Raw genomic sequence first — 23,274 nt, forward strand, 5'->3', positions numbered from 1 at the left:
TCAAAGGTCTTTGGTCGACACCGTGTCGTGTTTCTGGGTCTGCTCCCACTGCGCGATCAAGGCGTCACCCAGGCCTTTGAAATCCTCCGCAAGGAAGGCACAATGCGTCATCCGGTCCAGCCTGAAATGCCGCAGGTCTTGGCGTTTTTCGCACCATGCAACGATCATGGCATTGTCGACATAATAGATCATGACAAGGGGCCAGATGGTGCGGCGGGTCTCGCGGCCCTCCACGTCGCGGTAGCGGATGCTGAGCTTGCTTTCACGTCGGATGGCCAGCCGGATTTGCGAGATGTCGATGCTGGGGGTGTTGCCCACCCCCCATGACGACGTCACCAGCTTGCGGGTTCCAGGTGCGGCCTCTTGCAGTTTGCGGGCCGCCCGACCTGCCGCCCGCCACAGACCGGGATCACCTGTACGGGCAATCAGGCTGAGGCCCACTGCGATGGCTTCGGCCTCATCCACATCCAGATTGATCGGCGGCAGATCATAGCCCTTGCGCATCACATAGCCCACACCCGGCTCACCCAGAATAGGCGTTTGCATGGCCTGCAGGCTTGCGATGTCACGATAGACCGTGCGCACCGACACTTCGAGCGCGGCGGCTATCTCGCGGGCCAGGATGGGTTTGCGCGCACTTCGCAGCAGTTGGATGACTTCAAAGAACCGTGTTGATTTGGACATGGGGCGCCTTCGGTTATTTGCGGTCTAGCCTAACACTCCTGACACATAGATGGCAGCAGTGATGCGCTATGGCTCCGGTCAAACACATAAGTAGGACCAGACCCATGCATAGATTTGACCAAACCACCCGAACCGCGGGCATCCTCCTTGTGGTGATCTCGGCGGTGGTGTTTTCCACGGCTGGGATCTTTACCAAATCGGTGACCACAGCGGCCTGGGGCGTGATCTTCTGGCGTGGGGTGGCGGCGGCGGGGTTCACGCTGGTCTATTTGGTGATGCGCGGCCAGTTGCGGTCAGAAGTGCGGGCCTTCGGTTGGCCCGCCTTCTGGATCACGGGCATGATGGCGGCAGGCACGGCGGCGTTTATTCCGGCCTTCAAACACAGCAGCGTTGCCAATGTCGCGCTGATCTATGCCGCAGCGCCCTTCATCGCGGCGGGACTGTCGTGGATTTTCATCAAGGAAGCGCCCAGCAGACGGGTGATGATCGCCTCTGGTGCGGCGTTTGGCGGAGTCTTGGTTATCCTGTCGGGATCGGTTGGCGGTGGCGCGCTCAAGGGCGATTTTCTGGCGCTGTTCATGACCTTGATGATGGCGGGGGTGATGGTGGCCTACCGGATGTATCCGCAGGCAACGGCAGCCTTGCCAGCGGCGCTGTCTTCTGTGGTGTTGTTGCCATTGGCCCTAACCTTTGGCGATCCGATGGCGACCCCTGCCGCTGAGATGCCGGTGCTCATTGCCTTTGGGTTGGTCTTTGCTGTGGCTTCCGTGACCCTGTCGGAAGGGGCGCGGCGATTGCCATCAGCCGAAACCGCATTGCTATCGACGTTGGAGATGCCGCTGGCACCTGTTTTGGCCTTTGCATTGCTGTCAGAAGTGCCAAAGCCGCAGGTTCTGCTGGGCGGAGTGGTGATATTCGCGGCGGTGATCTGGTCGCAGCGACGCAGGGCTTAGACGGCTAGTCTTTGTTGATCAAGCGATCTGCCTTTTTACGCACCAAGGTGCTGCGCAGATCGTGCATCGCCAGAAGCAGACCATCAGTGACCGCGTCGAGCTGTTCGTCGGTGGCTTTGGATTGCACCCATTGCGTGGTGAGGTTCATGTAGTCGACGGCGCGGTGAATGTCGTCGATGTCGCGGTGGGCCAGAACCTGATTGCGGTCTTCCATCCAGCTTTGGATATGGGCCAGATCCGCGTCGGTCAGCACATATTCACCATGGGGTTTGATGGCCCCGTTGCGGATGTTCACGACGGCGATTTGGTCCATCTCGATGCGGCGGTGGCGGTTCTCTGTGTCCACACGGAAAACCGCCGCGCCATTCTCGCGGACCCGGAAATAATACTCAGGTAACTCTGCCGCCATGTTGCCCCTTTCAGGTCAGTCCCGCGCAGAATGTCTGGATGCGGGTGCAGGCCTCTTTCAGGGCCTCGTCAGAGGTAGCGTAACTGACCCTGAAGTTTGGCGACAGCCCGAAAGCCGCACCAAAGACAACGGCCACCCCGGTTTCTTCGAGCAGCGCCGTGGCAAAGACCTCGTCGTTGGTGATCTTGGTGCCTGCGGCGGATGTCTTGCCGATCAGACCCGCGATGGAGGGATAGACGTAGAACGCGCCTTCGGGGGTGGGGCAGGCCATTCCGTCGATCTCGTTCAGCATGGAGACCACCAGATTGCGGCGGCGCACGAAGATCTCGTTGTTGGTCGGCAGGAAATCCTGCGTGCCGTTCAGCGCCTCCACAGCCGCCCATTGGCTGACACTGCAGGGGTTGGAGGTGGATTGCGATTGCACCTTGCGCATCGCAGCAATCAATTTCTCCGGACCTGCGGCATAGCCGATGCGCCAGCCGGTCATGGCATAGGCTTTGGAGACGCCGTTGATGGTCAATGTGCGGTCATAAAGCGCCGGTTCCACCTCTGCGGGGGTGCAGAACTTGAAATCGTCATAGGCCAGATGTTCATACATATCGTCCGTCATCACCCAGACATGGGGATGGCGCATCAGAACATCGGTCAGCTCCTTCAGCTCGGCGCGGGTGTAGCCTGCTCCGGTGGGGTTGGAGGGGCTGTTGAAGATGAACCATTTAGTCTTGGGGGTGATCGCGGCCTCAAGCTGATCTGCGGTCAGTTTGAAGTTGGTCTGCAAAGACGCTTCGGCAATCACCGGTTCACCGCCTGCAAGCAGGACCATATCAGGATAGCTGACCCAGTAAGGGGCGGGGATCACCACTTCTTCGCCGGGGTTCATCGTGGCCATGAGTGCGTTGTACAGGATTTGTTTACCACCCGTACCCACACTGACCTGGGAGGGCGTATAGTCCAGCCCGTTGTCACGTTTGAACTTGTCGCAAATGGCCTGCTTCAGCTCGATAATGCCGTCCACTGCGGTGTATTTGGTTTTGCCCTCATTGATCGCCGCGATGGCGGCATCCTTGATGTTTTGCGGCGTGTCAAAATCCGGCTCTCCGGCGCCAAGGCCGATCACGTCGCGCCCCGCAGCCTTGAGTTCGGCGGCTTTCGTCGTCACCGCGATGGTCGGGGACGGTTTGACGCGGGAGAGTGATTGAGAGAGCAGTTCCATTTTGGCCTCAGTTTGTCTAAGTGTGCAGCATACTCATAGGGGCCACCCCCGCACCGATCAAGCGACATTGGTGAGAATGCAAAGATCGAGGAGATGTTAACGATGACTGAGACAGCAGACTGGTATGGACCGGAGGCGGCGACCTTTGGAGATCGCGTTGCAGCGGCGCGCGAAATGGCGGGCATGACACAGGCGGTTCTGGCCAAGCGGCTTGGCGTCAAACAATCCACATTGCGCAGTTGGGAGGACGACGTGTCCGAGCCGCGCGCGAACCGGCTGTCGATGTTGGCAGGGTTGCTGAATGTATCGATGATGTGGCTGATCAATGGCGAGGGGGAAGGATTGGACAATCCGGACATCATCACCCCGCACAACAGCGATCTGAGCGAGATTCTGGCAGAAATCCGCGATATGCGCCTTGAGATGCAAAAACGGGCCGAGGCGATGGGTCGTCTGGAAAAACGCGTGCGCAAGATGCTTGAGGATGCGACCCATGGCTGAAGAGCTGCGGGCGCATAAGGTCAAACGCCTGCACATGCGGTCGATGCGCCGGGGGATCAAAGAAATGGATTTGATCCTTTCGGCCTTTGCGGGTGATCATCTTGAGGCGATGGATGACGCCGGTTTGACGCTTTATGACGATATGCTGAACGAGAACGACCATGACCTTTATCAATGGGTCACAGGGCAAGTCGTTGTACCGGAACGATATTCCGATCTGATTGCCCGCATTCAAAGCCGCATCGCGGATCAACCTGTCGGACAGGTTTAGCCCAAACGGCCCACACCGGAGGGCCGCTGTTTTGGCCGCCCTTCGAAGCTGTTTCAGGGTTTAACGAATTATTCTGCTTTTTTTCCCATTTTCTGTGGCAACACATTGAGTCGGAGAAACAAATGAGCATTCAACAATCCGTCACCGGCGCTGCCAATGAATCAGGCTTTATGGTGGGCTATCTAGAGGCCCTGTCTTTGGTTGAGCGGCTTCACAGGCTGCTGCTTGACGTGATCAAGGACGAGTTTGAGCGGGTCGGCGTCTTGGAAATCAACGCAGTGCAGGCGCTGTTGCTGTTTAACATTGGCGACAATGAGGTGACCGCCGGCGAGTTGAAAAGCCGCGGCTATTACCAGGGCAGCAACGTCAGCTACAACCTGAAAAAACTGGTGGAGATGGGGTTCATGCACCATCAACGCTGCGAGATTGATCGCCGTTCCGTGCGGGTGCGCCTTACCGAAAAGGGCCGCCACATTCGCGACGTCGTGGCAGAACTGTTTGCGCGGCATGCGGATGGGCTCGAAGACAAAGGTGTGCTTGGCCCTGCGGGCGTGTCCGAGATCACGGTTTCTCTCAAACGGATGGAACGGTATTGGACAGATCAGATCCGCTATATCTACTAGCGGTCGGGCTGGGGCGGCAGGTAGGACAGGACCAGCCCTTCCAACTCGCGCAGCAACTTGCGTTTCATCGCATCGGTATATTGGTCATAACCCAGCGCGGTTTGAACAAAGGCATCCGGGCCAAGGATCACTTCGGCGCTGTAGTAAGCGGACAATTCTGATATTTCCGCCTGCCTGAGATCGCCCATATTCGGGGCGTCTGCACCAATGACCAGCCCGTTGATAGTGATGCCGCTGCGTTCAATTTGGTCATTCACGTCACGGGGACGGGGGCCAAGGTTGGATTTGCCATCTCCGGAGATGTCCAAGGTCCGTTTCCAGCAATCCGGTTGCTGCGCCAAGAGTTGCGCGCCAAAGGTCATCGCCACACCTAGGGCGGTGCCAGGGGTGGCGTTGCGGCGGCGGGTCTGGCGCAGGGTCTCGATCGCGATATCCAGTGCGGGAGGCTGATCCAGCACGGACCAAGGCAGGAGCACATGTTGATCGGCTGGCCCGCTCCATTCATAGACAAGCAGACGGACGGGGGCGGAAGGCATTTGCAGAACCTTGGCGCGGACCTCCGGATCATTCAGCGCCGATGCCAGCCCGTCCAGTTGCGCCCGATATTCCTTGGCATCGACCGATCCGGAAACATCAAGCCCAAGCGCCAAAGCCTGCCGGCAGGCCGCCGTTGCGCTGGTCGCGGCCACGGAAAGCGCCAGCGCCAGCAGCGCGGCGCGGATCATCCCGCTGATCCAGCAGGCCGCGGCAAAGCGCCAATGGCGGGCGGGGTCAACTCACGCTCCAGCTTTTGCCGCATGGCACGTTCATAATCCTCGAAACCGTCGGCAATCACCAAGAACGCCCCAGGTCCATGCAAAACCTCGGCGCGGTAAAAGGCGATCAACCCAACCTCACCTTCAAAGTCGGCGGCATTCACCACAAGACCGTTCACCGTCACCTCTTCAAACGGGAACTCGCGATAGGCGGCTTGCGGGCCGAACCCTTCGTTGTTTTGCCCGTCACCGGCCATATCAAGGGTCTTGCGCAAACAATCGGGCGCAGCTTGCAGCAGCTTGGCCCCGTGCCCCAAAGCATAGCCCATCGCAGTTGGAAACTCATTGTGGCTGCGGGTGCTGTTTGCGATGATCTCGGCGGTGTTCACGAGGGTTTCGAGATCGTCAATCATCGTCCAATCCAGCAAAACTTCCTGATTGTAGCGGCCCGACCATTCATAAACGGACAGTGCAACCTTTTGATCTGCGGCGAAAAAGGCGCGCTGCACTTCGGGCGACGTCAGCGCGGCAACAAGGCCGCCGCGCTGCAAACGATCCTCAACCGGATCGACAGAACTGGAGACATCCAGCGCAAGTAAAAGCGCCAGACGGCAATTGGCGGCCTCCGCCGGGGCAGCGGCGGCCAAGGCCAGCGCCGCAACAGAGGCCAGCCGTTTTACCAATGGCCTGTGTTTTCCATGCTGGCCCAAGGCTCGGCGGGGGCCTGTGCATCGCCCTCTTGCAACAATTCGATAGAGATATTGTCGGGAGAGCGGACAAAGGCCATGCGGCCATCGCGGGGCGGGCGGTTGATGGTGATGCCGTTTTCCTGCAAGTGGCGGCAGGTGGCATAGATGTCATCCACGGTATAGGCCAGATGGCCGAAATGGCGGCTGTCGGATGGCAGTTCATCGTCACCATCCCAGTTGTAGGTCAGTTCCACGTCCGCATGACCATCCGCCTGACCCGGAGGGCACAGGAAAACGAGGGTAAAACGTCCGCCTTCATTTTCAATGCGACGGCGTTCAACAAGCCCGAGAAGTTCGTAGAATGCGATGGATTTTTCCAGATCCTTCACGCGCACCATCGTGTGCAGGTATTTGATTGGCATGCTGTGGTCCTTTGTTGCACTGCGTTGGCTGCAACTTAGCACAGCCCGCCGCGCATTCCAGCGCCTCGCGGGATTTTGAGCGTCTGGGATTTTTGGATCAGAAAGCGGATTTGATCCCGATGCTGAGCCCGATGCGGTTCACATCATAAAGGCCAATGTTGCTGTCGGTTTTTGACGCGCTGAGGGTCACGGAGGGGTTAAATCCGTAATAGTCGATCTGCCGGAAGGTTGCGGTGACATCAGCAAAAATCTTGCGATCCTGTCGGCCATCCGCCGAATGTCGGGACACGTCATAATCGCGATAGGCGGCACCAAGGCCAAATTGCACATCCGCCCCCATGATTGGCTTGCGCATGACATAGCCTGAGCGCAGCTCAACCTCACTGTATTCGGCATCCTTTTCGACGGAATGCGTGGTTTCCGCGCTCAGCCCAAGATAAAGCGTATCGCCGGATTTGAGCCGCTGGGTCAGGCTGCCGCGCAGGGCAAGGCTGTCAACGTCCGGCGTGGCTTGGCCGAATTGTCGTTCAACATCAACGCCAAAGCGGTATCTTTTTGTGCGGCTGGGGCTGTAGGCCTGAAAGGCCGCGCCGCGCAAATAGCTGGCGTAACGGGATCCGCCATACCAGGATTGGCCCAGCTCGCCGTCAAAGGTAAACTCGCCCTTGCGTTCAAAGTTGATGCGCTTGAACCCATAGCCGAGCGTTGCCGTTCCGAAGGCAAAGTCAGAGCCGGATGCGTTGGGCGCGGTGTTCTGGGCGCTGCCCGACAGGGCAAAGGTGCGATAGGACAGGCCGATCTTGACGTCATGCGCAGTGACCGGCGTTTGGTGAAACCTGTAGCGTGTGCGCATGCTGCCACCAACCTCCAGCCCGCTGAGGGCGCGGGCACTGCCAGTGAGATTGTATTCGATGGGCTGGCCGAACAGGATTTCGCTGATGGCATAGTTCAGCTCGGACCGGTCCTGGGCACTGCCGTTGTTGATGTTGGAATTCGGGGCCAAGGTGAAGCTGAGGCTGGTGTGCCAGGGATTGCGGGTTCTTACATATTTGAAGTCACGTTCGGCGCGGGCGCGGAGCAGATCATTGGGCGCATGTTCGGCCGCGCGGCGCAGCCAAAGCTGGGCACGGGTGCGCTGTCCGGCTGTAGACAATACCTGAGCGGTGATCAGAGCGGCCGAGTATTTTTCCGCGTCTGTTTGTGCCAATTGCCACGCACGCCGCGCGGCGGTGCGGGCAGGGGCGGTCCGGCCCAAATCGCGCAGCGCGCGGGCATGGATCAAATGGGCGTTCAGATCATTGGCATCGCGGGTCAGCAATGCCTCAGCATAGACTCTGGCCCGCTGCGCATCTCCGGCACGTAAGGCTTCGGTTGCCGCCTGCCGCATGGCAGGGGCGTCCAATGTGGTTTGCGCAGCCACGGGCAGGCCCGTCAGACAGGCCAAGATCCCGAGGATGGCCGCGCTCCTGTAAAAGGGGCGCCGCTTGGGCATTTACTGATTTCCGCGATAGATCGTGAAACCAAGGGTCTCGCGGACACCGTCTGCGGTTGGATCTTCGCCTGTTTCCAGGACAATAATCCCCACGATTTCCTCGGCTCCGTCGCCCGAGATGATCCCGTAGTATTGGCCGTTCTCATAATCGACAGCCTGGCCGCTATTGTTACCAAAGCGGGATGTGAGCGTGCCGGTTATCTCGCCATTGGCATCGAGCGCGTTGGTCGAAACGGTGAAGACAGCTGTCGGAATCGCGGTGAGGGTCGCATCGCTTGCAGCTCCGACGCGGCCATAGATATCGCTGGTGATATCCTCGCCGGCGAGGTTGTAGACCTTGCGGTTGAACACAAATCCATCCACTGCGCCTTCGTAGCGGCCTGTGGTTTCGTTGAAGTCATCAAAGTCGATGGCGATCTGCACGTCCGACGTGGTGTATTCCAACCCGCCGCGCCCGTTGTAGTCTCGCAGCCCGGCACCCTGACCGTTGTAAAGCGCCTGGCCGGTGGTGGGCAGGACCACCGTTCCGTTGCGCTCATAAACAAAACCGCCAAAGCCATAGCCGACGTAGGCGCCGGTGCGCACGATGGCAAATTCGGTGTTGCCGCTGGTGCTGACGCCGTAAATGGCGCGGTGTCGGAATTGGTTGATGGTCGCGTTGGTCTGTGTGTCTGGATATTGTTGCACCGCCTCATAAACCGCATATGGTCCGAGGCTGCCGACCGCTTGGCCGCGGATATATGGTGTGTCTGCGCCGCCATCAAACGGGAGATTGTCGACGGTAAAAGTGTCGTCCGTAGAATTATAGGCCACGCCCTCGGCAAAGCCATTGCCGTTCTCGTCGACCGCTTCTTTGCGGAAAATCGTGGTGTCGGGCTGCGGTGATGAGGTGCCGGGGGGCAGGGTGCGATCGCTGTCGATCGTACCGTCTGTTGTTGTCGGATCTTCTGTCTCATCCGCATTGAAGGGAGGTGTGCCGCCACATCCAACAAGAAACGTACAGAGCAAGAGCCCCGCTGCATTGATTTTCATGATAGCCTGCCTTCAGCTCTGTGTTTTATTTTGCATTACAGTCTCAAACCAGAGGCGGTTTTGTCAACGCTGCTGCATCCCTCACGGTTGAATAACTTTTCAAGGGTGGTCAAAAAACAATACCGCATATGGCGGTTCCTCAGGTGGATTTGCGCAGATATAGTGATCTGCGAATCCATGCCACCCATGAGTGCCTCAAAAGGACCGCCCGTCATGCCCCTGTCCCCTGACCAACAAGCCGAAATTGACGCCCTGCGCAGCGAAAGCCAGCCTACCTTGCGGGCCACCGTGCCGGGGATGGAGGCGCATCTTTACAAGGCGCATGAGGTGCTGGACCACGGGTTTATCCGGGTGATCGACTATATGGGCGATGATGCCGCGATCTGCCAGGCGGCGCGGGTCAGCTATGGCAAGGGCACCAAATCCGTGCAGAACGACGAAGGCTTGATCCGTTACCTCATGCGGCACTGGCATTCGACGCCGTTCGAGATGTGCGAGATCAAGCTGCATGTGAAACTGCCGGTCTTTGTCGCGCGGCAATGGATCCGCCACCGCACCGCCAATGTGAACGAATATTCCGCCCGTTATTCCATTCTGGACCGCGAGTTCTACATCCCCGCGCCCGAGCACATCAATGCGCAAAGTACGGTGAACAATCAGGGGCGGGGCGGCCTGCTTGAAGGGGAAGAAGCGGCCCGTGTGCTGGAGATCCTCAAGGCAGACAGCAGCCGCGCCTATGACCATTATCAGGAAATGATCTCGCAAGAGGGGCAGGACGGTCTGGCCCGCGAGCTGGCGCGGATGAACCTGCCCGCCAATGTCTATACGCAGTGGTACTGGAAGGTGGATCTGCACAATCTCTTCCACTTCCTGCGCTTGCGGGCCGATGCCCATGCGCAATATGAGATCCGGGTTTACGCCGATGCGATCTGCAAGGTGGTGGCCGACTGGGTGCCCGCAGCCTATGGCGCGTTTGAGGACTATCGTTTGGGTGGCGCGACACTGTCTGGAAAGGCGCTGGATTGCCTGCGCCGGATGCTCAAGGGCGAGACGGTCACGCAGGAGACTTCGGGGATGTCGAAAGGGGAGTGGCGCGAGTTTGAAGGGGTTATTGGGTAAGGCAGATTGAGCGGCCTGTCGTCACACCACCCACCCCGCCCGGCATCGCCGGGCAGCGCCCGACCTCCCCCAGGAGGGCGCTTTTGCACCGGATCACACCTCATGAAAGCTGTGCATTTTGCGCCGCCCCTCTGCCGCTTGGAGGGGGGAGGCGCCCTCCAGGTCGGTCGCTGCCCGGCGATGCCTGCACCATGCCCTTGACGGCGGGGTGAACCCGGCCCTACCACAACACATGGATCCGAAAACTGCCCTACACGCCCGACTTGAGGCGCTTGATGCCGAAGATGCCGCTGGCCTTGACGGACAAAAGACCGTGGAACTGGATCAACAGGCGGTTGGCCGGCTCTCGCGGATGGATGCCCTGCAAAATCAGGCGATGGCACAAGCACAGGCGCGGCGACGCGGGGCCGAGCGGCTGCGCATTCAGGCGGCTCTGGCGCGGCTTGCGGAGGGCGAATACGGCTTTTGCACCGATTGCGGCGAGGCGGTCGAGCCTGCCCGCCTTGCTGCGGACCCTTCCATGCCGAAATGCCGCGATTGCATGCAGGCGGGCTAGCGCGCCGCATTGACACCGGCGTGGCAAAGGCCAGACTGCCGCCATGTTTGATCTTGCCAACCCACCCGCCGGTTTCACCGACAACCCGTTTCCGCATTACGATCGCCTGCTGGCTGAAACCCCTGTTTTGGAGCAGCCGGACGGCTCTGTCCTGATTTGCAAACACGCCGATCTGAATGCCATCTACCGCGACACGACAACCTATATTTCGGACAAAAAGGCGGCCTTTGCCCCCAAATTCGGGCTGGATACACCACTATTCGAACATCATACCACCTCGCTGGTGTTTAACGACCCGCCACTTCACACCCGTGTGCGCCGGATCATGACATCAGCCTTGACGCCCAAAGCCTTGGCGCGGATGGAACCGGGGTTGATTGAAACGGTGGACCACTTGTTGAACGTCATGCCGCAGGATGCTGATCTTATTGAGGATTTTGCATCTACAATTCCCATCCAGATCATCGGAAACCTGCTTGATGTACCGATGGACGAACGTGGCCCCCTGCGCGATTGGTCTCTGTCAATTCTCGGCGCGTTGGAGCCGGTCCTGACCCCAGAGCAGCTGGAGGCCGGCCATCGAGCGGTGCGCGACTTCAAGGACTACCTCACGGACCTGATCGCCCGCAGGCGGGCACAACCGGGAGACCCCGAAACGGACGTGCTGACACGGCTGATCAATGGGGATGATACAGGGCGGTTGACCGAGATCGAGCTGATCCAGAATTGCATTTTCATCCTCAATGCGGGCCATGAAACCACGACGAACCTGATCGGCAACGGCTTGGCCCTGCTCAACGATCATCCAGTGCAAAAGGCGCAGTTGATTGACGACCCGGCGCTGATCAACACGGCGGTGGAGGAGATCCTGCGAGTGCGGTCACCAAACCAGTTTGGCAATCGTGAAACCGCGGCACAGGTGACGTTCGGCGGCATAATTATCCCGCCGGGGACCAATCTTCATCTGTGCATTGGCGCGGCCAACAGAGACCCGGATGTGTTTGAAAACCCAACAGTCTTTGACATAAAGCGGCAGCCGAACCGACATCTTGCCTTTGCGGGCGGGCCGCATGTGTGCGTGGGCCTGACGCTCGCGCGGATGGAAGGACGGATCGCTATTGAACGTTTTTTGAGGCGCTATCCTGATTATGTTTTGGCCCCCGGCCGCCTGGGCGGTGGGCGTATCAGGTTTCACGGATACCAGTCACTCCCCTGCGCCCTGACCTGAGCGCAGCAAAATCTTTGGTTTGGCGTTGTTGCACAACGCCAAATTTACCGGTTTTCCGTCACTGATCTGTTGTTATAACAGGGTGATATCAGACGCCATCTGGCGGCCGTCGCGGCCTTCGGAAAGTTCGAAACTGACTTTCTGGTCATCCGCAAGGCCCGTCAGGCCAGAGCGTTCGACCGCTGAGATATGTACAAATACATCATTGCCGCCACCTTCTGGTGCGATAAATCCGTAACCCTTGGTGGTGTTAAACCATTTCACGGTGCCATTCGGCATAATATCCGCGCCTCCTTTAGTCTTTCATAGGCCTGCCGAAACAGGATAGGGCCTATGCCAAACCAATTCCGGCGCGCCCTACAGTAGAAAGGATTGCGCAATCGGGAGAAAAATCAAGTAAATCGCGAAAAATTTTGTTCAAATTTCAGATCAAGCGCCGAAAGAAGAGGGAAAATGATGCAAATTTATGGTCTTAAGAATTGCGATACCTGCAGGAAGGCGATGAAGGCACTGCCTGATGCTATGCTCGTTGATGTGCGCGTTGATGGCGTTCCTGAAGAGGTGTTGTTGGCGGCACATCAACAGTTCGGTGGCGCGCTAATGAATACACGGTCCACCACTTGGAGAGGGCTGAGCGAGGTAGAGCGGCAGGCCGATCCTCTGACATTGATCAAAGCCCATCCCGCGTTGATGAAGCGGCCGTTGATTGCTGTGGATAACACACTTTTTCTATCTTGGAACAGCGATATAGAGAAGGAAGTTAAAGCACTTTCCTAAATGGTGTCAGCTGGCGCGGCGCGCGCGCCAGCATGGTTTCAACGCTCAAATAACGCGCCGTTTGAATGCGCGGTCAAAGGACAAGGGCCCCGCGCCTTTGATCACCAGGATCAGCAGCAAGAGAACCCACAACGCCCTCTGGTCCATGATGACCGCATCCGGAAATCGGTCGAACCACGCGCCCAACGCGCTGTCTTGGCCATGGCCATAGATGTCGGTCAGCGATTGGACAGCGATGAAACCGATCATCCCGAGCGCGGCGAGGCGGGTCAGCAAGCCAACAACGATAAGGGCTGGCAAAATGAACTCTGCCCATGTTCCTGCGAGCACGACCAAACGATGAAAAAGACCAAGTGCATCAGTGTCATAGCCCGCGTCTTCAAGCACACGGGGGAAGATCTGCGCATAGGCACCGACGGAAGGTGTCCATAGGCCGGACAGGCCATCGCCGATTTTGGTGAGACCCGAATTGAGGAAGTAGACCAGCAGAACAGCCGCAAAAAGGAACCTTGCGAGCGTTGGCAACAACCAGTTGGCCTGTTCGAGTCTGGTGAAAACTGCATCATGCAGGGATATAAGTGGTTTCATATCAATTCCTTACGGGGTTTCTTTAAAGGCTCGGGACGACAGGGCCGTTGTGAGGGCGGCGGCGAGATCAAAATCGGGTATTTGCGCAAGGGTCAGATCGTGCGCAGCCCCAAATGTCCGGCCTTGGGCCAGGTTCTCCAGCCAGATCGCGGCCCCCGGAGGCAGGAGCCATGGCTGTGGATCAAATTCTGGACGGGTAATCAGAACATCCTGTGCAATAGCCTGCGGTTTGGGCGCGCCAACTTCGTTATTGAAGCGCCAGATGTCATAGAGCGGCCAATCTGAGCGCAGGATCAGGCTGGCTGGTGCAAGACCAATCTTCATTCTAGGCAATGCATCCGGCGCAGTGTTTTGCAGCCTGGTCGCGTCAAAATTCGGAGCGTCGGCGGCGTGGTAGGACCGGCGCATGGCCTGATCAAGCCGTGCGGCATCGGCCAGATACCCGATATGCGCAAGGGGCGTGAAGTTTTCGATAAACTCAGGAAAATCAACGCCATAATGCATCATGAGCGGCGATTTAGGGGGGTGATTTCGGACGTAGAGCGGCGCGAGCGAGCTGAAATTCTGCGTGCCGATCAGTTTGCGAACCAGCGGGAACGCCGTTGATAGAGCCTCACAAAGCGAGGTGGTCACGTTGTTGCGATAGACATCATATCTGCGGCCTGCCGGTTGGTTTTTACCGTCGATCAGACCGTCCGGCACGGGGCGCGCTGGGTCCAGGAGGCCCGCGTGAAATCTATCCGATCGGGTCATCCGGCCAAGGCCATGGCGGCGCGGTTTGCTTCGGCACGAAGGGTTGGCCAAGACGGAATATCGTTGTCCCATTCCACCAAAACCGGTTTTGGTCCGGTTTGTGCAAGCGTGTATTTGAGCAATGACCAAACCGGATCGACGACTGGTTTGGCGTGGCTATCGATCAACAACGGCGCACCAAAATCATCCTGATCTTCATCATGTCCACCCACATGGATCTCGCCCACATGATCGGTTGGATAGGTATCAATGTAGGTCTCTGGGCTGAGCCCAAGGTTTGTGGATGAAATGAATACGTTGTTCACATCCAGCAATAGACCACAGGATGTCTTGTGGATAACCGCAGAAAGAAAGTCAGTTTCTGTAAAAGTAGATTCAGCAAACGTCAGATAACTGGACGGGTTTTCGAGCAGCATTTGACGACCCAAGGTGTCTTGAACCTGATTGATATGGTCACTCACGAGGGTCAGAGTTTCGGCTGTATAGGGCAGGGGCAGCAGATCGTTCATGAACTCCGCACCGTGGGTGGACCATGCCAGATGTTCCGAAAAGCTGGCGGGTTTGATGCGATCACACAGGCGCTTGAGCCGATTTAGGTGATCCTTATCAAGCGGCTGTTGGCCCCCGATGGACAGGCCTACACCATGGATGGAAATCGCAAAGGTCTCGGACAACGCCTGCAACTGGGCCAAGGGTCGCCCGCCGTCACCCATGTAGTTTTCGGCATGAACTTCAACCCATTCAACAGCGCCGGGATCATCCAGAAGCTCTTGGAAATGTTGGGGTTTGTATCCGATCCCGGCTGCGTTGGGCAACTGGTCAAATCGGGACCGCGTGTCGAGCATGATGCGCCCTCCGGTGGATCAAGGGTGTTCCGGGCCGCGCTCTGGGCCGCCCGGAACGCATTTCTTACGCGGGCAGGTCGCGGTCGAGTGCCTCAAGCGAGCCTTTGCGCTCAGAGCCGTCTGCCATCGCTGGCAAATCGATGCTTTCGCAGGTTCCGGCGTCAACCAACGTCCAGGCGTTGCCTTGATAGTCGGTGACGGATGTACCTGCGCAGGTGGTGCCCGGGCCGGCAGCGCAGTCGTTTTCACCAGCCAAAGACACGCCATAGCATTTCTCTTTGGAGGCCGCCTCAGCCGTGGTTGTCTGTGCGGTCATCGCTGCGGCAACAGCGCCTGCAAGCGCGACGGATTTGAGTGTGTTGGACATTTTTCAAACTTCCTTTGGTGTTCAAATCAACGGGTGATGTGAAGAGTAAACCATCCGGGCCAGTCTAACACCACTCACGAGGGAGTGTGTCACGATCCTGTCAGGATTTGCCGGAAAATCTGGGAGATTTGTTGCGAATTTGGCCTTTGGCACCTGTGAATTGTTACAGGCCCACAAAAAACGGGGCCGCGCAAACGGCCCCGTGTGAGGAATGTTACAAGGACCGGATCATCGCAGATCGGGCGGTGTTGCCTCGACGCTCAGGGCGGCGGCAACATCGGCCAAGGGTTGCACCGAAGTCTGTTTTTCGCCCAAACGGCGGACAGACACGGTCTTTTCTTCCACTTCGCGGCCACCCACGGCGAGAATCACAGGCACCTTGCCAACTGAATGTTCGCGGACCTTGTAGTTGATTTTTTCGTTACGCATATCGGCCTCGGCCCGCACACCGGCGGCTTTGAGAGTCTCAACAACTTCAACCACATAGTCATCAGCCTCGGATGTGATCGAGGCAACAACAACCTGACGTGGGGCCAGCCAGAAGGGCAATTTGCCAGCGTGCTCTTCGATCAGAATCCCGATGAAACGCTCAAAACTGCCCAGGGTGGCCCGGTGCAGCATTACGGGGCGGTGCTTGGCGCCATCGGCGCCCACGTAGGTTGCATCCAGCCGTTCGGGCAGGACGAAATCAACCTGATGGGTGCCGCATTGCCAATCGCGGCCAATCGCGTCGGTCAGGACAAACTCCAACTTAGGGCCATAAAATGCGCCTTCGCCGGGGTTCAGTTCGGGTTCGATCCCGGCGGCACGGGTGGCTGACAAGAGCGCCTCTTCGGCCTTGTCCCAAACCTCGTCCGAGCCGGAGCGTGTCTCTGGCCGGTCGGAGAATTTCACGCTGAAGTTCTCGAAACCCAGATCTTTGTAGATGTTGCTGAGGAAGGTGATGAACTCAGCGGTTTCCGCCTCGATCTGGTCCTCGCGGCAGAAAATATGCCCGTCATCTTGGGTAAAGCCGCGCACGCGCATGATACCGTGCAGGGCGCCAGAGGGCTCATACCGGTTGCACGAGCCGAATTCGGCCATGCGCAGCGGCAAATCGCGATAGGATTTCAGACCCTGGTTAAAGATCTGCACGTGGCAGGGGCAGTTCATCGGTTTCAGGGCGTTGACCGCCTTTTCGCGGGCGTGCTCTTCGTCGACTTCGACGATGAACATGTTTTCCTGATACTTTTCCCAGTGACCGGAGGCTTCCCACAATTTACGGTCCACGACCTGCGGAGTGTTGACCTCCACGTAGCCACCTTTGCGTTGCTGGCGGCGCATGTAGTCTTGCAGTTCGGTGTAGATTTGCCAGCCGTTGGCGTGCCAGAACACCTGTCCGGGGGCTTCTTCCTGCATGTGGAACAGATCCATCTCGCGGCCCAGTTTGCGGTGGTCGCGTTTGGCGGCCTCTTCAAGCATGTTCAGATGTGCGCGCAGTTTTTCCTTGCCGGTGAAGGCTACGCCATAGATCCGTTGCAGCATCGCACGGTCGCTGTCGCCGCGCCAGTAAGCGCCTGCAATGGACATCAGTTTGAAGGCATCGCCCGGCACTTGGCCGGTATGCTGCAAATGCGGACCCCGGCACAGATCCTGCCAGTCGCCATGCCAATACATGCGCAATGGCTCATCGCCGGGGATGGCGTCGATCAGCTCAACCTTATAGGGCTCGCCATTGTCCTCGTAGTGTTTGATCGCGCGGGCGCGGTCCCAGACCTCGGTGCGGACGGGGTCGCGCTTGTTGATGATTTCCTTCATCTTTTTTTCGATGAGGCCAAGGTCTTCGGGGGTAAACGGGTCTTTGCGGTCAAAGTCGTAGTACCAACCGTCCTTGATCACCGGGCCGATGGTCACTTTGGTATCAGGCCAGATCTCCTGCACGGCGCGGGCCATGATATGGGCCAAGTCGTGGCGCACCAGCTCATTGGCCTGTTCTTCGTCGGCCATGGTGTGGATGGCGATGTCGGCATCAGCATCGATCGGCCAGGCCAGATCGTAATGTGCGCCGTTCACGGTGGCGCTGATGGCTTTTTTACCAAGGGATTTGGAAATATCGGCCGCCACTTCGCCCGCAGTGATACCTGCGTCGTAGCTGCGTGCATTGCCATCGGGAAGGGTGAGAGAGATTTGAGCCATCTTGGGCGCTCCTCGTCAGTTTGGCGCCCACGAGACGCCCGGTTGCGGGTTATGTGTGGGCGCTGTTTCGCGCGGCGGGCAGGCAAGGTCAAGGGCTGTGTTGAGGCTGTGGCGGATAGCGGACAGAAAGCCACAGGTGCAGCAGGGCAAGGCAGGCACAGCAACCGGCGGCAAATCCAGTGGCGGCAATGCCAAATCCTGCGATGACCAGCCCGCCGATGGCCGATCCAATGGCCGCGCCAATATAGATCGCCGCGGCATTGACGGCCAGAACGACAGGCGCCTGCGCCCCGGCAAAATTGATCAGGCGCATCTGTTGTCCGGCCATAAAGGCCCATCCGGAGAGCGCCCAGAAAAATGCGATGGCCACAAGCGCAATGTCGGAGACGGGCAACAAGGAAAACAGTGGCATCACAGACATTTGGCACAGGCAAAGCGCGGTTAGCGTGATTTTCCAGCCCAGCTTATCGGCAAGGAACCCGCCAAGGATGTTGCCTCCGACCGCCCCCAAACCAAACACAAGCAAGATCGCGGTAATACCATCCCGCCCATATCCCATGGTCCCGCTCAGCAGCGGTGCGACATAGGTATAAAGGACATAGATCGAGCCAAGAAAACTGCCGGTGAACATTACTGCCAGCATCACGCGGCCCTGCGAGAGGACATGCCCAAGATCGGTCAAGCTCACGGGCTGAAACCTCAGACCGGCCGGCACGCGCCGCCATGTCAGCCATATCAGCGGAAGGGTCAGCGCCAGCACCAGCCAGAACGCCCACCGCCAGCCAAAGCTATAGGCGATCCAGCTTCCGACCGGCACGCCCAGAACCTGCGAAAGGGTGAGCCCGAAAAACACGCTGGCCAGAACCCGCGCCCTTTGCGCCTCTGGGTAGAGTGCGGCGGCAACGGCTGCGGCCACGGGGGTGAACAGACCCGCGCCTGCCGCGGCCAGCACCCGTCCGATGTTGAGCATGGCAAAGTTTGTGGCAACCGCCGAAAGGACAGCTGCCAGCGCAAACAGAACAAAGGCCGATGCCAGGACCCGCCTGCGGCCCACGCGCCCGCTGAGGGCGACCAACAAAGGCGACAAGATTGCGTAAGCAATGGAATAGACGGTCAACAATTGTCCGGCAGAGGCGGCGCTGCGCTGCATATCGGCGCCCAGAGGTTCTAGCACTCCAACGATCACAAAGGCCCCCATACCGATCACAAAGTTGCCCAACGACAACAGGGGGATCAGCAACCGATCAGGGGCAGGGGCCATGTCAGAGGATTGCATATCAAATGCCTAACAGGTCTAGTTGCCCATGCAAGACTGCCGCAGCGTCGGCATTTTCATGACACCGAAGGAGGACAGGATGATCGAAGTGGAATGGCAAAACCTGAAGGCGCATGAATTGCGCCGTCTGGCGGACGAAAATGCGGTGGTGATCCTGCCCATCGCCTCGATTGAACAACACGGGCCACATCTGCCCACTATGACGGACACGCGGCTGGGCCATGAGGTGGCCATTCGCGCGGCCCGCAAAGCCAGCGGAACCCGGCCCGTGGTGGTCACGCCCGTGGTCTGGTCGGGGCTGTCAGAGCATCACATGCCCTTTGGCGGAACCCTGACTGTCAGCCATGCCACGTTTCGCGCATTGGTCAGGGATCTGGTCCTGTCAATCACCCGGCATGGGTTTCGAGACATCCTGATTTCCAATTCCCATGGCGGCAACATCATCGCGATGCATCAGATCTGTGATGAACTGGCCCCGGAGGTGCCCGCAACCCTGGTTGCCACAACCTATCCCATGGAAGCGGCTGAGGAAGTGGGCGGTATTCTTGAGGATCAGGACGGGATGCAACACGCCTGCGAGGCGGAAACCTCGATGATGATGGCACTGGTGGGAGATCTGGTGGACAGCAGCGACATGGGTGCATTGGCCAGTAAGGCGGTTGATGGGCCTACCTTTCTGCGGGCGGGCAAGGCATCTTATCGCTGGCGGCCCTTCACGCATCTGACAGGCAATGGTGTGGCAGGCAATCCGGCGCGGGCCACGGCGGACAAGGGGGAGCGATTGATCGAGGTGAGTGCGGACGCGCTAGCGGCGATGATTGCCGATCCGGACACATGGGCCGCGCCCGAAGATCTGCGCGGCGCGGAAACCGGCGGGGTGCCATTCCGACCCGGCACTTGAGGGAACGGGCCATCGCCCTAACTGGTCTGGCCTCACAGGCCAGACACAGACGGACCGATCATGACCCATATTCAGAGCCAAGACACCTTTGCCGCGATCACCGGGGCAGAGGACGCCGCCCAAGACATTGATCAGGCTGAGGCCCGCAACGGGCTCCGGCACATCGCGTCGCTGTCGATGACCAAGGTGGCGGATGGTTTGATCGACCCCAAGCTGGTGCTGGCGTGGCTGCTCACGGCGCTGGGTGCGCCTGCGGTCTATGCAGGTGCGCTTGTCCCGATCCGTGAGGCCGGTGCGCTGTTGCCGCAGATGCCCTTGGCGGGATGGGTGCAAGGCCTGGCCCGGCGCAAATGGGCCTGGGTGATCGGCAGCGCCGGGCAGGGGATCGCCGCCGGATTGATTGTGCTGTCTGCAGTGTTCCTGGAGGGGGCCGCAGCGGGGCTGGCGATTTGTGCCGCTCTTGCCGGACTGGCGCTTTGCCGGGCGGCCTGTTCGGTCTCTTACAAAGACATCCTGGGGAAAACCGTTGCCAAGACCCGGCGCGGGGCGGTGACGGGGTTGGCGGGATCCGTGGCGTCTGTTGCGGTGCTGGTCTTTGCCGGGTTGCTGCTGTCGGGTCTTGCGCAAAATCGTTGGGCGATCATTTTGGCAATCGCCTTGGCAGCGGGGCTTTGGATTGCGGCAGCCCTTTTGTTTTCAAGGGTGGAGGAAAAGCCGAGCGCGGAGCAATCGGCAACCGCTGCAGGGTTCGGGGTCTTGCGCGACAACGCCGATCTGCGCCGGTTTGTTGTGGTGCGCGGCCTTCTGGTTTCGACCGCATTGGCACCACCCTATCTGGTGATTCTTGCTGGCCAGTCTGAGGACAGCGGGCTGGGCCAGTTGGGCGCTTTGGTTCTGGCCTCTGCATCGGCGTCTTTGATCAGTTCCTATGTCTGGGGCCGTTTGTCTGACAGATCCAGCCGTAAGGTCTTGATGCTGGCGGGCGGCGCAGGCGCGGCAGCGATCTGCGCAGCCGTTGGATTGTGGTTTGCCGGATTGGCCACGGCGTTCTGGGCCATGCCCGCCGTTCTGTTTGTGTTGATGGTCGCCTATCACGGGGTGCGGCAGGGGCGCTCAACCTATCTGGTCGACCTCGCGCCCGCAGATCAAAGGGCCGCGTTTGCCGCCGTGAGCAACACGGTGATCGGTGGTTTGTTGTTGCTGGCAGGCGTGATCGGTGGCGGGGCCGCGATCATCGGGCCGCAAGCGACCTTGATGGTTTTCGCTGTGATGGCGATTCTTGCCGCAATGGTTGCGCGTGGCCTGCCTGAGGTGGAATAGCCACGGGCCCGCGGCAATTGTTCGACAAGTATGGATTGACTGCGACGTATCAGCGTATATTTACGACATAGGGGCAGCGCGATGCGACCCCGACCTTTCCTTTGGGGGATGAGCAGAATGGCAAGCTATAATCGTACATTTGACCTGTCGATCAGTGACGTTGAATTGATTGAAGAAGCGCTGCGCGCGCGGGGCCGTGAGCTGAGCAAGATGCGTCTTGCACTGGGTGGTCAGGATCCGGCGGACATGGAATCAATCCGGGTGATCGAGGCCGATCAACGCGCGGGCGAGGAATTGCTGGGCCGGATGCATGATCAAAAGGTTTTTTACCGTCCCAAGACAGCCACATACATCGGCGGCTGATCCTGTGTTCTGAGGTGGTTGCCCTCCGCCCCGGTGCGGCGCATGATGGCGCAAAACACCGGGGGCGTGCATGGGCGACACATCTTTTTTGACCACCAAACAGGGCCGCAAACTGGCCTATCACCTGACCACCGGGCGCGGTCCTTGTGTGGTTTTTTTGGGTGGTCTCAAATCCGACATGATGGGCACCAAGGCGGTGTTTCTCGAAGAATGGGCGCAGGCACAGGGCCGCGCCTTTTTGCGTTTTGACTACTCCGGTCATGGCGAATCTTCGGGAAGTTTCACGGATGGCTGCATCGGGGATTGGGCCGAAGACACGGCAGAGGCGGTGGCCGAGTTGACAGAAGGGCCAATCTTGCCCGTCGGGTCTTCCATGGGCGGCTGGCAGGCGCTTTTGCTGGCGCGGGCGATGCCAGAGAAGCTTGCCGGTTTGGTGACCATCGCCGCCGCGCCGGATTTCACCGAAGATGGCTATTGGGCCAATTTCACCGATGCGCAGAAACAGCAATTGGCAGACGCCGGGCAGGTCGAATTGCCATCGGATTACATGGAGCCCTACATCATCACCCGCCGGATGATCGAGGATGGGCGCAAGCAACTGGTCCTGCGCGACCAACTGCATCTGCCGTTCCCGGTGCGGTTCCTGCAAGGCACTGCCGATACGGCCGTCAGCGTTGAAACGGCGGTGCGATTGCTGGAGCACGCCACAGGTCCGGATATGCAGCTGAAGCTGGTCAAGGATGCCGACCACCGGTTCTCGGACGGGCCATGTCTCGATCTGATCCTCGGCGCGATTGATGAGGTTTTGGCGGCAAGCAACTGAAAAGGATGTGGTAAATTGGATCAACGCATTTCGCTGATCACTCTGGGTGCCAAAGACCCCGCTGCATTGGCGGCCTTTTATGACGCGCTTGGCTGGTCGCGAGAGGACAGCCCAGATGGCGTGATCGCCTATGATCTGATCGGTCAGACTTTGGGCATTTACCCGCTGGAAAAACTGGCCGAGGACATTGGCCTGCCGGCTGAAGAACTCGGGCGCGGGGCGTCCACTTTTTCCCACAACGTGCCCAACAAGGAAGACGTGGCGCCGTTGTTGTCCAAGGCCGAAGCCGCAGGCGGGCGGGTGCTGAAACCGGCGCATGATATTTTCTGGGGCGGGCATATCGGGTACTTCGCCGACCCCGAAGGCCATATCTGGGAGGTGGCCCATAACCCGTTCTCCGCGCTGGGGCCAAGGGGCGAATTTCGCTGGAACGGATACGGCTGATGCGCAAACCGGCCAGCATGTGGAGCCTGGAGACCTTTGGCCGGGTGCGATTGTCGAAATACTTTTTCATGCGGGATTTCATGTATTCGGAGATTTCAGGATTTCATGGTCTGCCGAACGTCCCGGAAAACCCTGATCTGGTGATCAAGAATGGCAAGGCGTTTTGCACGTCTCTACTTGACCCTTTGGAACAGACATTTGGCCGGGTGGCTGTCCGGTCGGGCTATCGCGCGCCAGATCTGAACCGCTACGGCAATGAAAACCGGCTGAACTGCGCCCGCAACGACAACCCCTTGGAATGCCATATCTGGGATCGCGGTGTTGGCGATGCGGCCATTGCCGGTGCTTCGGTGGTGATCCCGTGGTTCGCGGACCGCTATGCCGAGGGGCGTGACTGGCGCGATCTGGCGTGGTGGATACATGACCATCTGCCCTATTCAGAGATGTGGTTTTTCCCCAAGCTGGCGGCGTTCAACCTTGTCTGGCGGCCAAAACCGCTGCGCACAATCTCCAGTTATATCGCGCCGCGCGGGACTCTGTTGAAGGCGGGGGAGGCGCCAGAGATCACTTTGGCGGAGCGGCAAAAAGCCTATGCTGATTTCCCGCCGTTCAAAGGCATTGCCTTGCCGCTTTGACACGCGCCGCATTGCGGGATGGCCCGCGCGTGCTATAGCTAGGAAAACAGGCAGGCAGGG

29 protein-coding genes are annotated in these 23,274 nt (G+C 58.9%); 14 read left to right on the forward strand and 15 right to left on the reverse strand.

All coding sequences use genetic code 11. The features are described from left to right. On the reverse strand, nucleotides 1–684 hold the full coding sequence (locus tag K3754_RS06580; protein ID WP_259942151.1) for a YafY family protein: 684 nt from the start codon (nucleotides 682–684) through the stop codon (nucleotides 1–3). A gap of 104 nt (nucleotides 685–788) precedes the next feature. Between K3754_RS06580 and K3754_RS06585 the strand changes: the two genes are divergently transcribed. Beyond that, entirely contained in the window at nucleotides 789–1,637 is an 849-nt protein-coding gene (locus K3754_RS06585; RefSeq protein WP_259942153.1) for a DMT family transporter, read from the forward strand. 4 nt (nucleotides 1,638–1,641) lie between these two features. On the opposite strand, the gene K3754_RS06590 is transcribed toward K3754_RS06585, so the two are convergent. Both K3754_RS06590 and K3754_RS06595 read right to left on the reverse strand, forming a co-directional pair. Further along, a complete protein-coding gene (locus K3754_RS06590) occupies nucleotides 1,642–2,046 on the reverse strand; it encodes a hypothetical protein (RefSeq protein WP_037909586.1) in 405 nt (134 codons plus the stop codon). Nucleotides 2,047–2,056: 10 nt separating this feature from the next. After that, nucleotides 2,057–3,259: a pyridoxal phosphate-dependent aminotransferase gene (locus K3754_RS06595; protein WP_259942158.1), complete on the reverse strand. Its 1,203-nt coding sequence runs from the start codon at nucleotides 3,257–3,259 to the stop codon at nucleotides 2,057–2,059. A gap of 102 nt (nucleotides 3,260–3,361) precedes the next feature. Between K3754_RS06595 and K3754_RS06600 the strand changes: the two genes are divergently transcribed. From K3754_RS06600 to K3754_RS06610, 3 genes are all read left to right on the forward strand, one after another. After that, nucleotides 3,362–3,760, forward strand: a complete 399-nt coding sequence (locus tag K3754_RS06600) for a helix-turn-helix transcriptional regulator (RefSeq protein ID WP_259942160.1) — start codon at nucleotides 3,362–3,364, stop codon at nucleotides 3,758–3,760. Next, a complete protein-coding gene (locus tag K3754_RS06605) occupies nucleotides 3,753–4,031 on the forward strand; it encodes a succinate dehydrogenase assembly factor 2 (protein WP_203211780.1) in 279 nt (92 codons plus the stop codon). Before K3754_RS06600 ends, K3754_RS06605 begins: the two co-directional genes overlap by 8 nt. A 122-nt stretch (nucleotides 4,032–4,153) precedes the next feature. Continuing rightward, entirely contained in the window at nucleotides 4,154–4,654 is a 501-nt protein-coding gene (locus K3754_RS06610) for a MarR family winged helix-turn-helix transcriptional regulator (RefSeq protein WP_203211779.1), read from the forward strand. Here K3754_RS06610 and K3754_RS06615 read toward each other — a convergent pair. The 5 genes from K3754_RS06615 to K3754_RS06635 all read right to left on the reverse strand — a co-directional run bounded on the left by K3754_RS06615 (nucleotide 4,651) and on the right by K3754_RS06635 (nucleotide 9,044). Beyond that, nucleotides 4,651–5,379: a DUF1194 domain-containing protein gene (locus K3754_RS06615; RefSeq protein ID WP_259942164.1), complete on the reverse strand. Its 729-nt coding sequence runs from the start codon at nucleotides 5,377–5,379 to the stop codon at nucleotides 4,651–4,653. The genes K3754_RS06610 and K3754_RS06615 overlap by 4 nt on opposite strands. Next, nucleotides 5,376–6,092, reverse strand: coding sequence for a DUF1194 domain-containing protein (locus K3754_RS06620; RefSeq protein ID WP_231024290.1), 717 nt, complete (start codon nucleotides 6,090–6,092; stop codon nucleotides 5,376–5,378). Before K3754_RS06620 ends, K3754_RS06615 begins: the two co-directional genes overlap by 4 nt. Then, nucleotides 6,086–6,520, reverse strand: a complete 435-nt coding sequence (locus K3754_RS06625) for a VOC family protein (protein ID WP_203211777.1) — start codon at nucleotides 6,518–6,520, stop codon at nucleotides 6,086–6,088. The genes K3754_RS06620 and K3754_RS06625 overlap by 7 nt, the downstream gene beginning before the upstream one ends. Nucleotides 6,521–6,617: 97 nt before the next feature. Next, nucleotides 6,618–8,012 (reverse strand): surface lipoprotein assembly modifier, encoded by a 1,395-nt coding sequence (locus K3754_RS06630; protein ID WP_259942168.1) that lies wholly within the window; start codon nucleotides 8,010–8,012, stop codon nucleotides 6,618–6,620. Continuing rightward, nucleotides 8,013–9,044 (reverse strand): hypothetical protein, encoded by a 1,032-nt coding sequence (locus tag K3754_RS06635; RefSeq protein WP_259942170.1) that lies wholly within the window; start codon nucleotides 9,042–9,044, stop codon nucleotides 8,013–8,015. Between the two features lie 213 nt (nucleotides 9,045–9,257). Between K3754_RS06635 and thyX the strand changes: the two genes are divergently transcribed. From thyX to K3754_RS06650, 3 genes are all read left to right on the forward strand, one after another. Further along, nucleotides 9,258–10,163 (forward strand): FAD-dependent thymidylate synthase, encoded by a 906-nt coding sequence (gene thyX, locus K3754_RS06640; protein WP_203211774.1) that lies wholly within the window; start codon nucleotides 9,258–9,260, stop codon nucleotides 10,161–10,163. Between the two features lie 232 nt (nucleotides 10,164–10,395). Beyond that, complete coding sequence (locus K3754_RS06645; protein WP_259942172.1) at nucleotides 10,396–10,719, forward strand: TraR/DksA C4-type zinc finger protein; 324 nt, start codon at nucleotides 10,396–10,398, stop codon at nucleotides 10,717–10,719. A gap of 43 nt (nucleotides 10,720–10,762) precedes the next feature. Next, nucleotides 10,763–11,947: a cytochrome P450 gene (locus K3754_RS06650; protein WP_259942174.1), complete on the forward strand. Its 1,185-nt coding sequence runs from the start codon at nucleotides 10,763–10,765 to the stop codon at nucleotides 11,945–11,947. A gap of 72 nt (nucleotides 11,948–12,019) precedes the next feature. On the opposite strand, the gene K3754_RS06655 is transcribed toward K3754_RS06650, so the two are convergent. Next, a complete protein-coding gene (locus tag K3754_RS06655; RefSeq protein WP_025047677.1) occupies nucleotides 12,020–12,226 on the reverse strand; it encodes a cold-shock protein in 207 nt (68 codons plus the stop codon). Between the two features lie 177 nt (nucleotides 12,227–12,403). Here K3754_RS06655 and K3754_RS06660 point away from each other — a divergent pair, with 177 nt between their 5' ends. Continuing rightward, nucleotides 12,404–12,724, forward strand: coding sequence for an ArsC/Spx/MgsR family protein (locus tag K3754_RS06660; protein WP_259943258.1), 321 nt, complete (start codon nucleotides 12,404–12,406; stop codon nucleotides 12,722–12,724). A 45-nt stretch (nucleotides 12,725–12,769) separates the two neighbouring features. Here K3754_RS06660 and K3754_RS06665 read toward each other — a convergent pair whose 3' ends face one another. From K3754_RS06665 to K3754_RS06690, 6 genes are all read right to left on the reverse strand, one after another. Then, nucleotides 12,770–13,312, reverse strand: a complete 543-nt coding sequence (locus K3754_RS06665) for a DoxX family protein (RefSeq protein ID WP_259942176.1) — start codon at nucleotides 13,310–13,312, stop codon at nucleotides 12,770–12,772. A 9-nt stretch (nucleotides 13,313–13,321) separates the two neighbouring features. Then, nucleotides 13,322–14,065, reverse strand: a complete 744-nt coding sequence (locus K3754_RS06670) for a DNA-binding domain-containing protein (RefSeq protein WP_259942179.1) — start codon at nucleotides 14,063–14,065, stop codon at nucleotides 13,322–13,324. After that, the gene (locus K3754_RS06675; RefSeq protein WP_259942182.1) at nucleotides 14,062–14,910 is read right to left on the reverse strand and encodes a DUF692 domain-containing protein; all 849 of its coding nucleotides are present in this window, start codon (nucleotides 14,908–14,910) and stop codon (nucleotides 14,062–14,064) included. The genes K3754_RS06670 and K3754_RS06675 overlap by 4 nt, the downstream gene beginning before the upstream one ends. Nucleotides 14,911–14,974: 64 nt before the next feature. Continuing rightward, nucleotides 14,975–15,277 (reverse strand): DUF2282 domain-containing protein, encoded by a 303-nt coding sequence (locus K3754_RS06680; protein WP_203211768.1) that lies wholly within the window; start codon nucleotides 15,275–15,277, stop codon nucleotides 14,975–14,977. 228 nt (nucleotides 15,278–15,505) lie between these two features. Next, nucleotides 15,506–17,452 (reverse strand): threonine--tRNA ligase, encoded by a 1,947-nt coding sequence (gene thrS / locus K3754_RS06685; protein WP_203211767.1) that lies wholly within the window; start codon nucleotides 17,450–17,452, stop codon nucleotides 15,506–15,508. Between the two features lie 88 nt (nucleotides 17,453–17,540). Then, nucleotides 17,541–18,713, reverse strand: a complete 1,173-nt coding sequence (locus K3754_RS06690; RefSeq protein WP_259942188.1) for an MFS transporter — start codon at nucleotides 18,711–18,713, stop codon at nucleotides 17,541–17,543. Between the two features lie 73 nt (nucleotides 18,714–18,786). Here K3754_RS06690 and K3754_RS06695 point away from each other — a divergent pair, with 73 nt between their 5' ends. From K3754_RS06695 to K3754_RS06720, 6 genes are all read left to right on the forward strand, one after another. Then, on the forward strand, nucleotides 18,787–19,629 hold the full coding sequence (locus K3754_RS06695) for a creatininase family protein (RefSeq protein WP_203211765.1): 843 nt from the start codon (nucleotides 18,787–18,789) through the stop codon (nucleotides 19,627–19,629). Between the two features lie 60 nt (nucleotides 19,630–19,689). Next, nucleotides 19,690–20,949 carry an MFS transporter gene (locus tag K3754_RS06700; protein WP_259942190.1) on the forward strand — a complete coding sequence of 420 codons (1,260 nt, stop codon included), beginning with the start codon at nucleotides 19,690–19,692 and terminating at the stop codon, nucleotides 20,947–20,949. A 117-nt stretch (nucleotides 20,950–21,066) separates the two neighbouring features. After that, on the forward strand, nucleotides 21,067–21,312 hold the full coding sequence (locus tag K3754_RS06705) for a hypothetical protein (protein WP_203211763.1): 246 nt from the start codon (nucleotides 21,067–21,069) through the stop codon (nucleotides 21,310–21,312). Between the two features lie 70 nt (nucleotides 21,313–21,382). Continuing rightward, a complete protein-coding gene (locus tag K3754_RS06710) occupies nucleotides 21,383–22,135 on the forward strand; it encodes a carboxylesterase (RefSeq protein WP_203211762.1) in 753 nt (250 codons plus the stop codon). Nucleotides 22,136–22,150: 15 nt separating this feature from the next. Further along, nucleotides 22,151–22,579, forward strand: coding sequence for a VOC family protein (locus K3754_RS06715; protein WP_259942195.1), 429 nt, complete (start codon nucleotides 22,151–22,153; stop codon nucleotides 22,577–22,579). Between the two features lie 17 nt (nucleotides 22,580–22,596). After that, nucleotides 22,597–23,214 carry a hypothetical protein gene (locus K3754_RS06720; RefSeq protein WP_259943260.1) on the forward strand — a complete coding sequence of 206 codons (618 nt, stop codon included), beginning with the start codon at nucleotides 22,597–22,599 and terminating at the stop codon, nucleotides 23,212–23,214. Nucleotides 23,215–23,274 lie beyond the last annotated feature (60 nt).

It is taken from the genome of Sulfitobacter sp. M368 (assembly GCF_025141875.1).
In the GTDB taxonomy this organism is placed as follows: Bacteria; Pseudomonadota; Alphaproteobacteria; order Rhodobacterales; family Rhodobacteraceae; genus Sulfitobacter; species Sulfitobacter mediterraneus_A.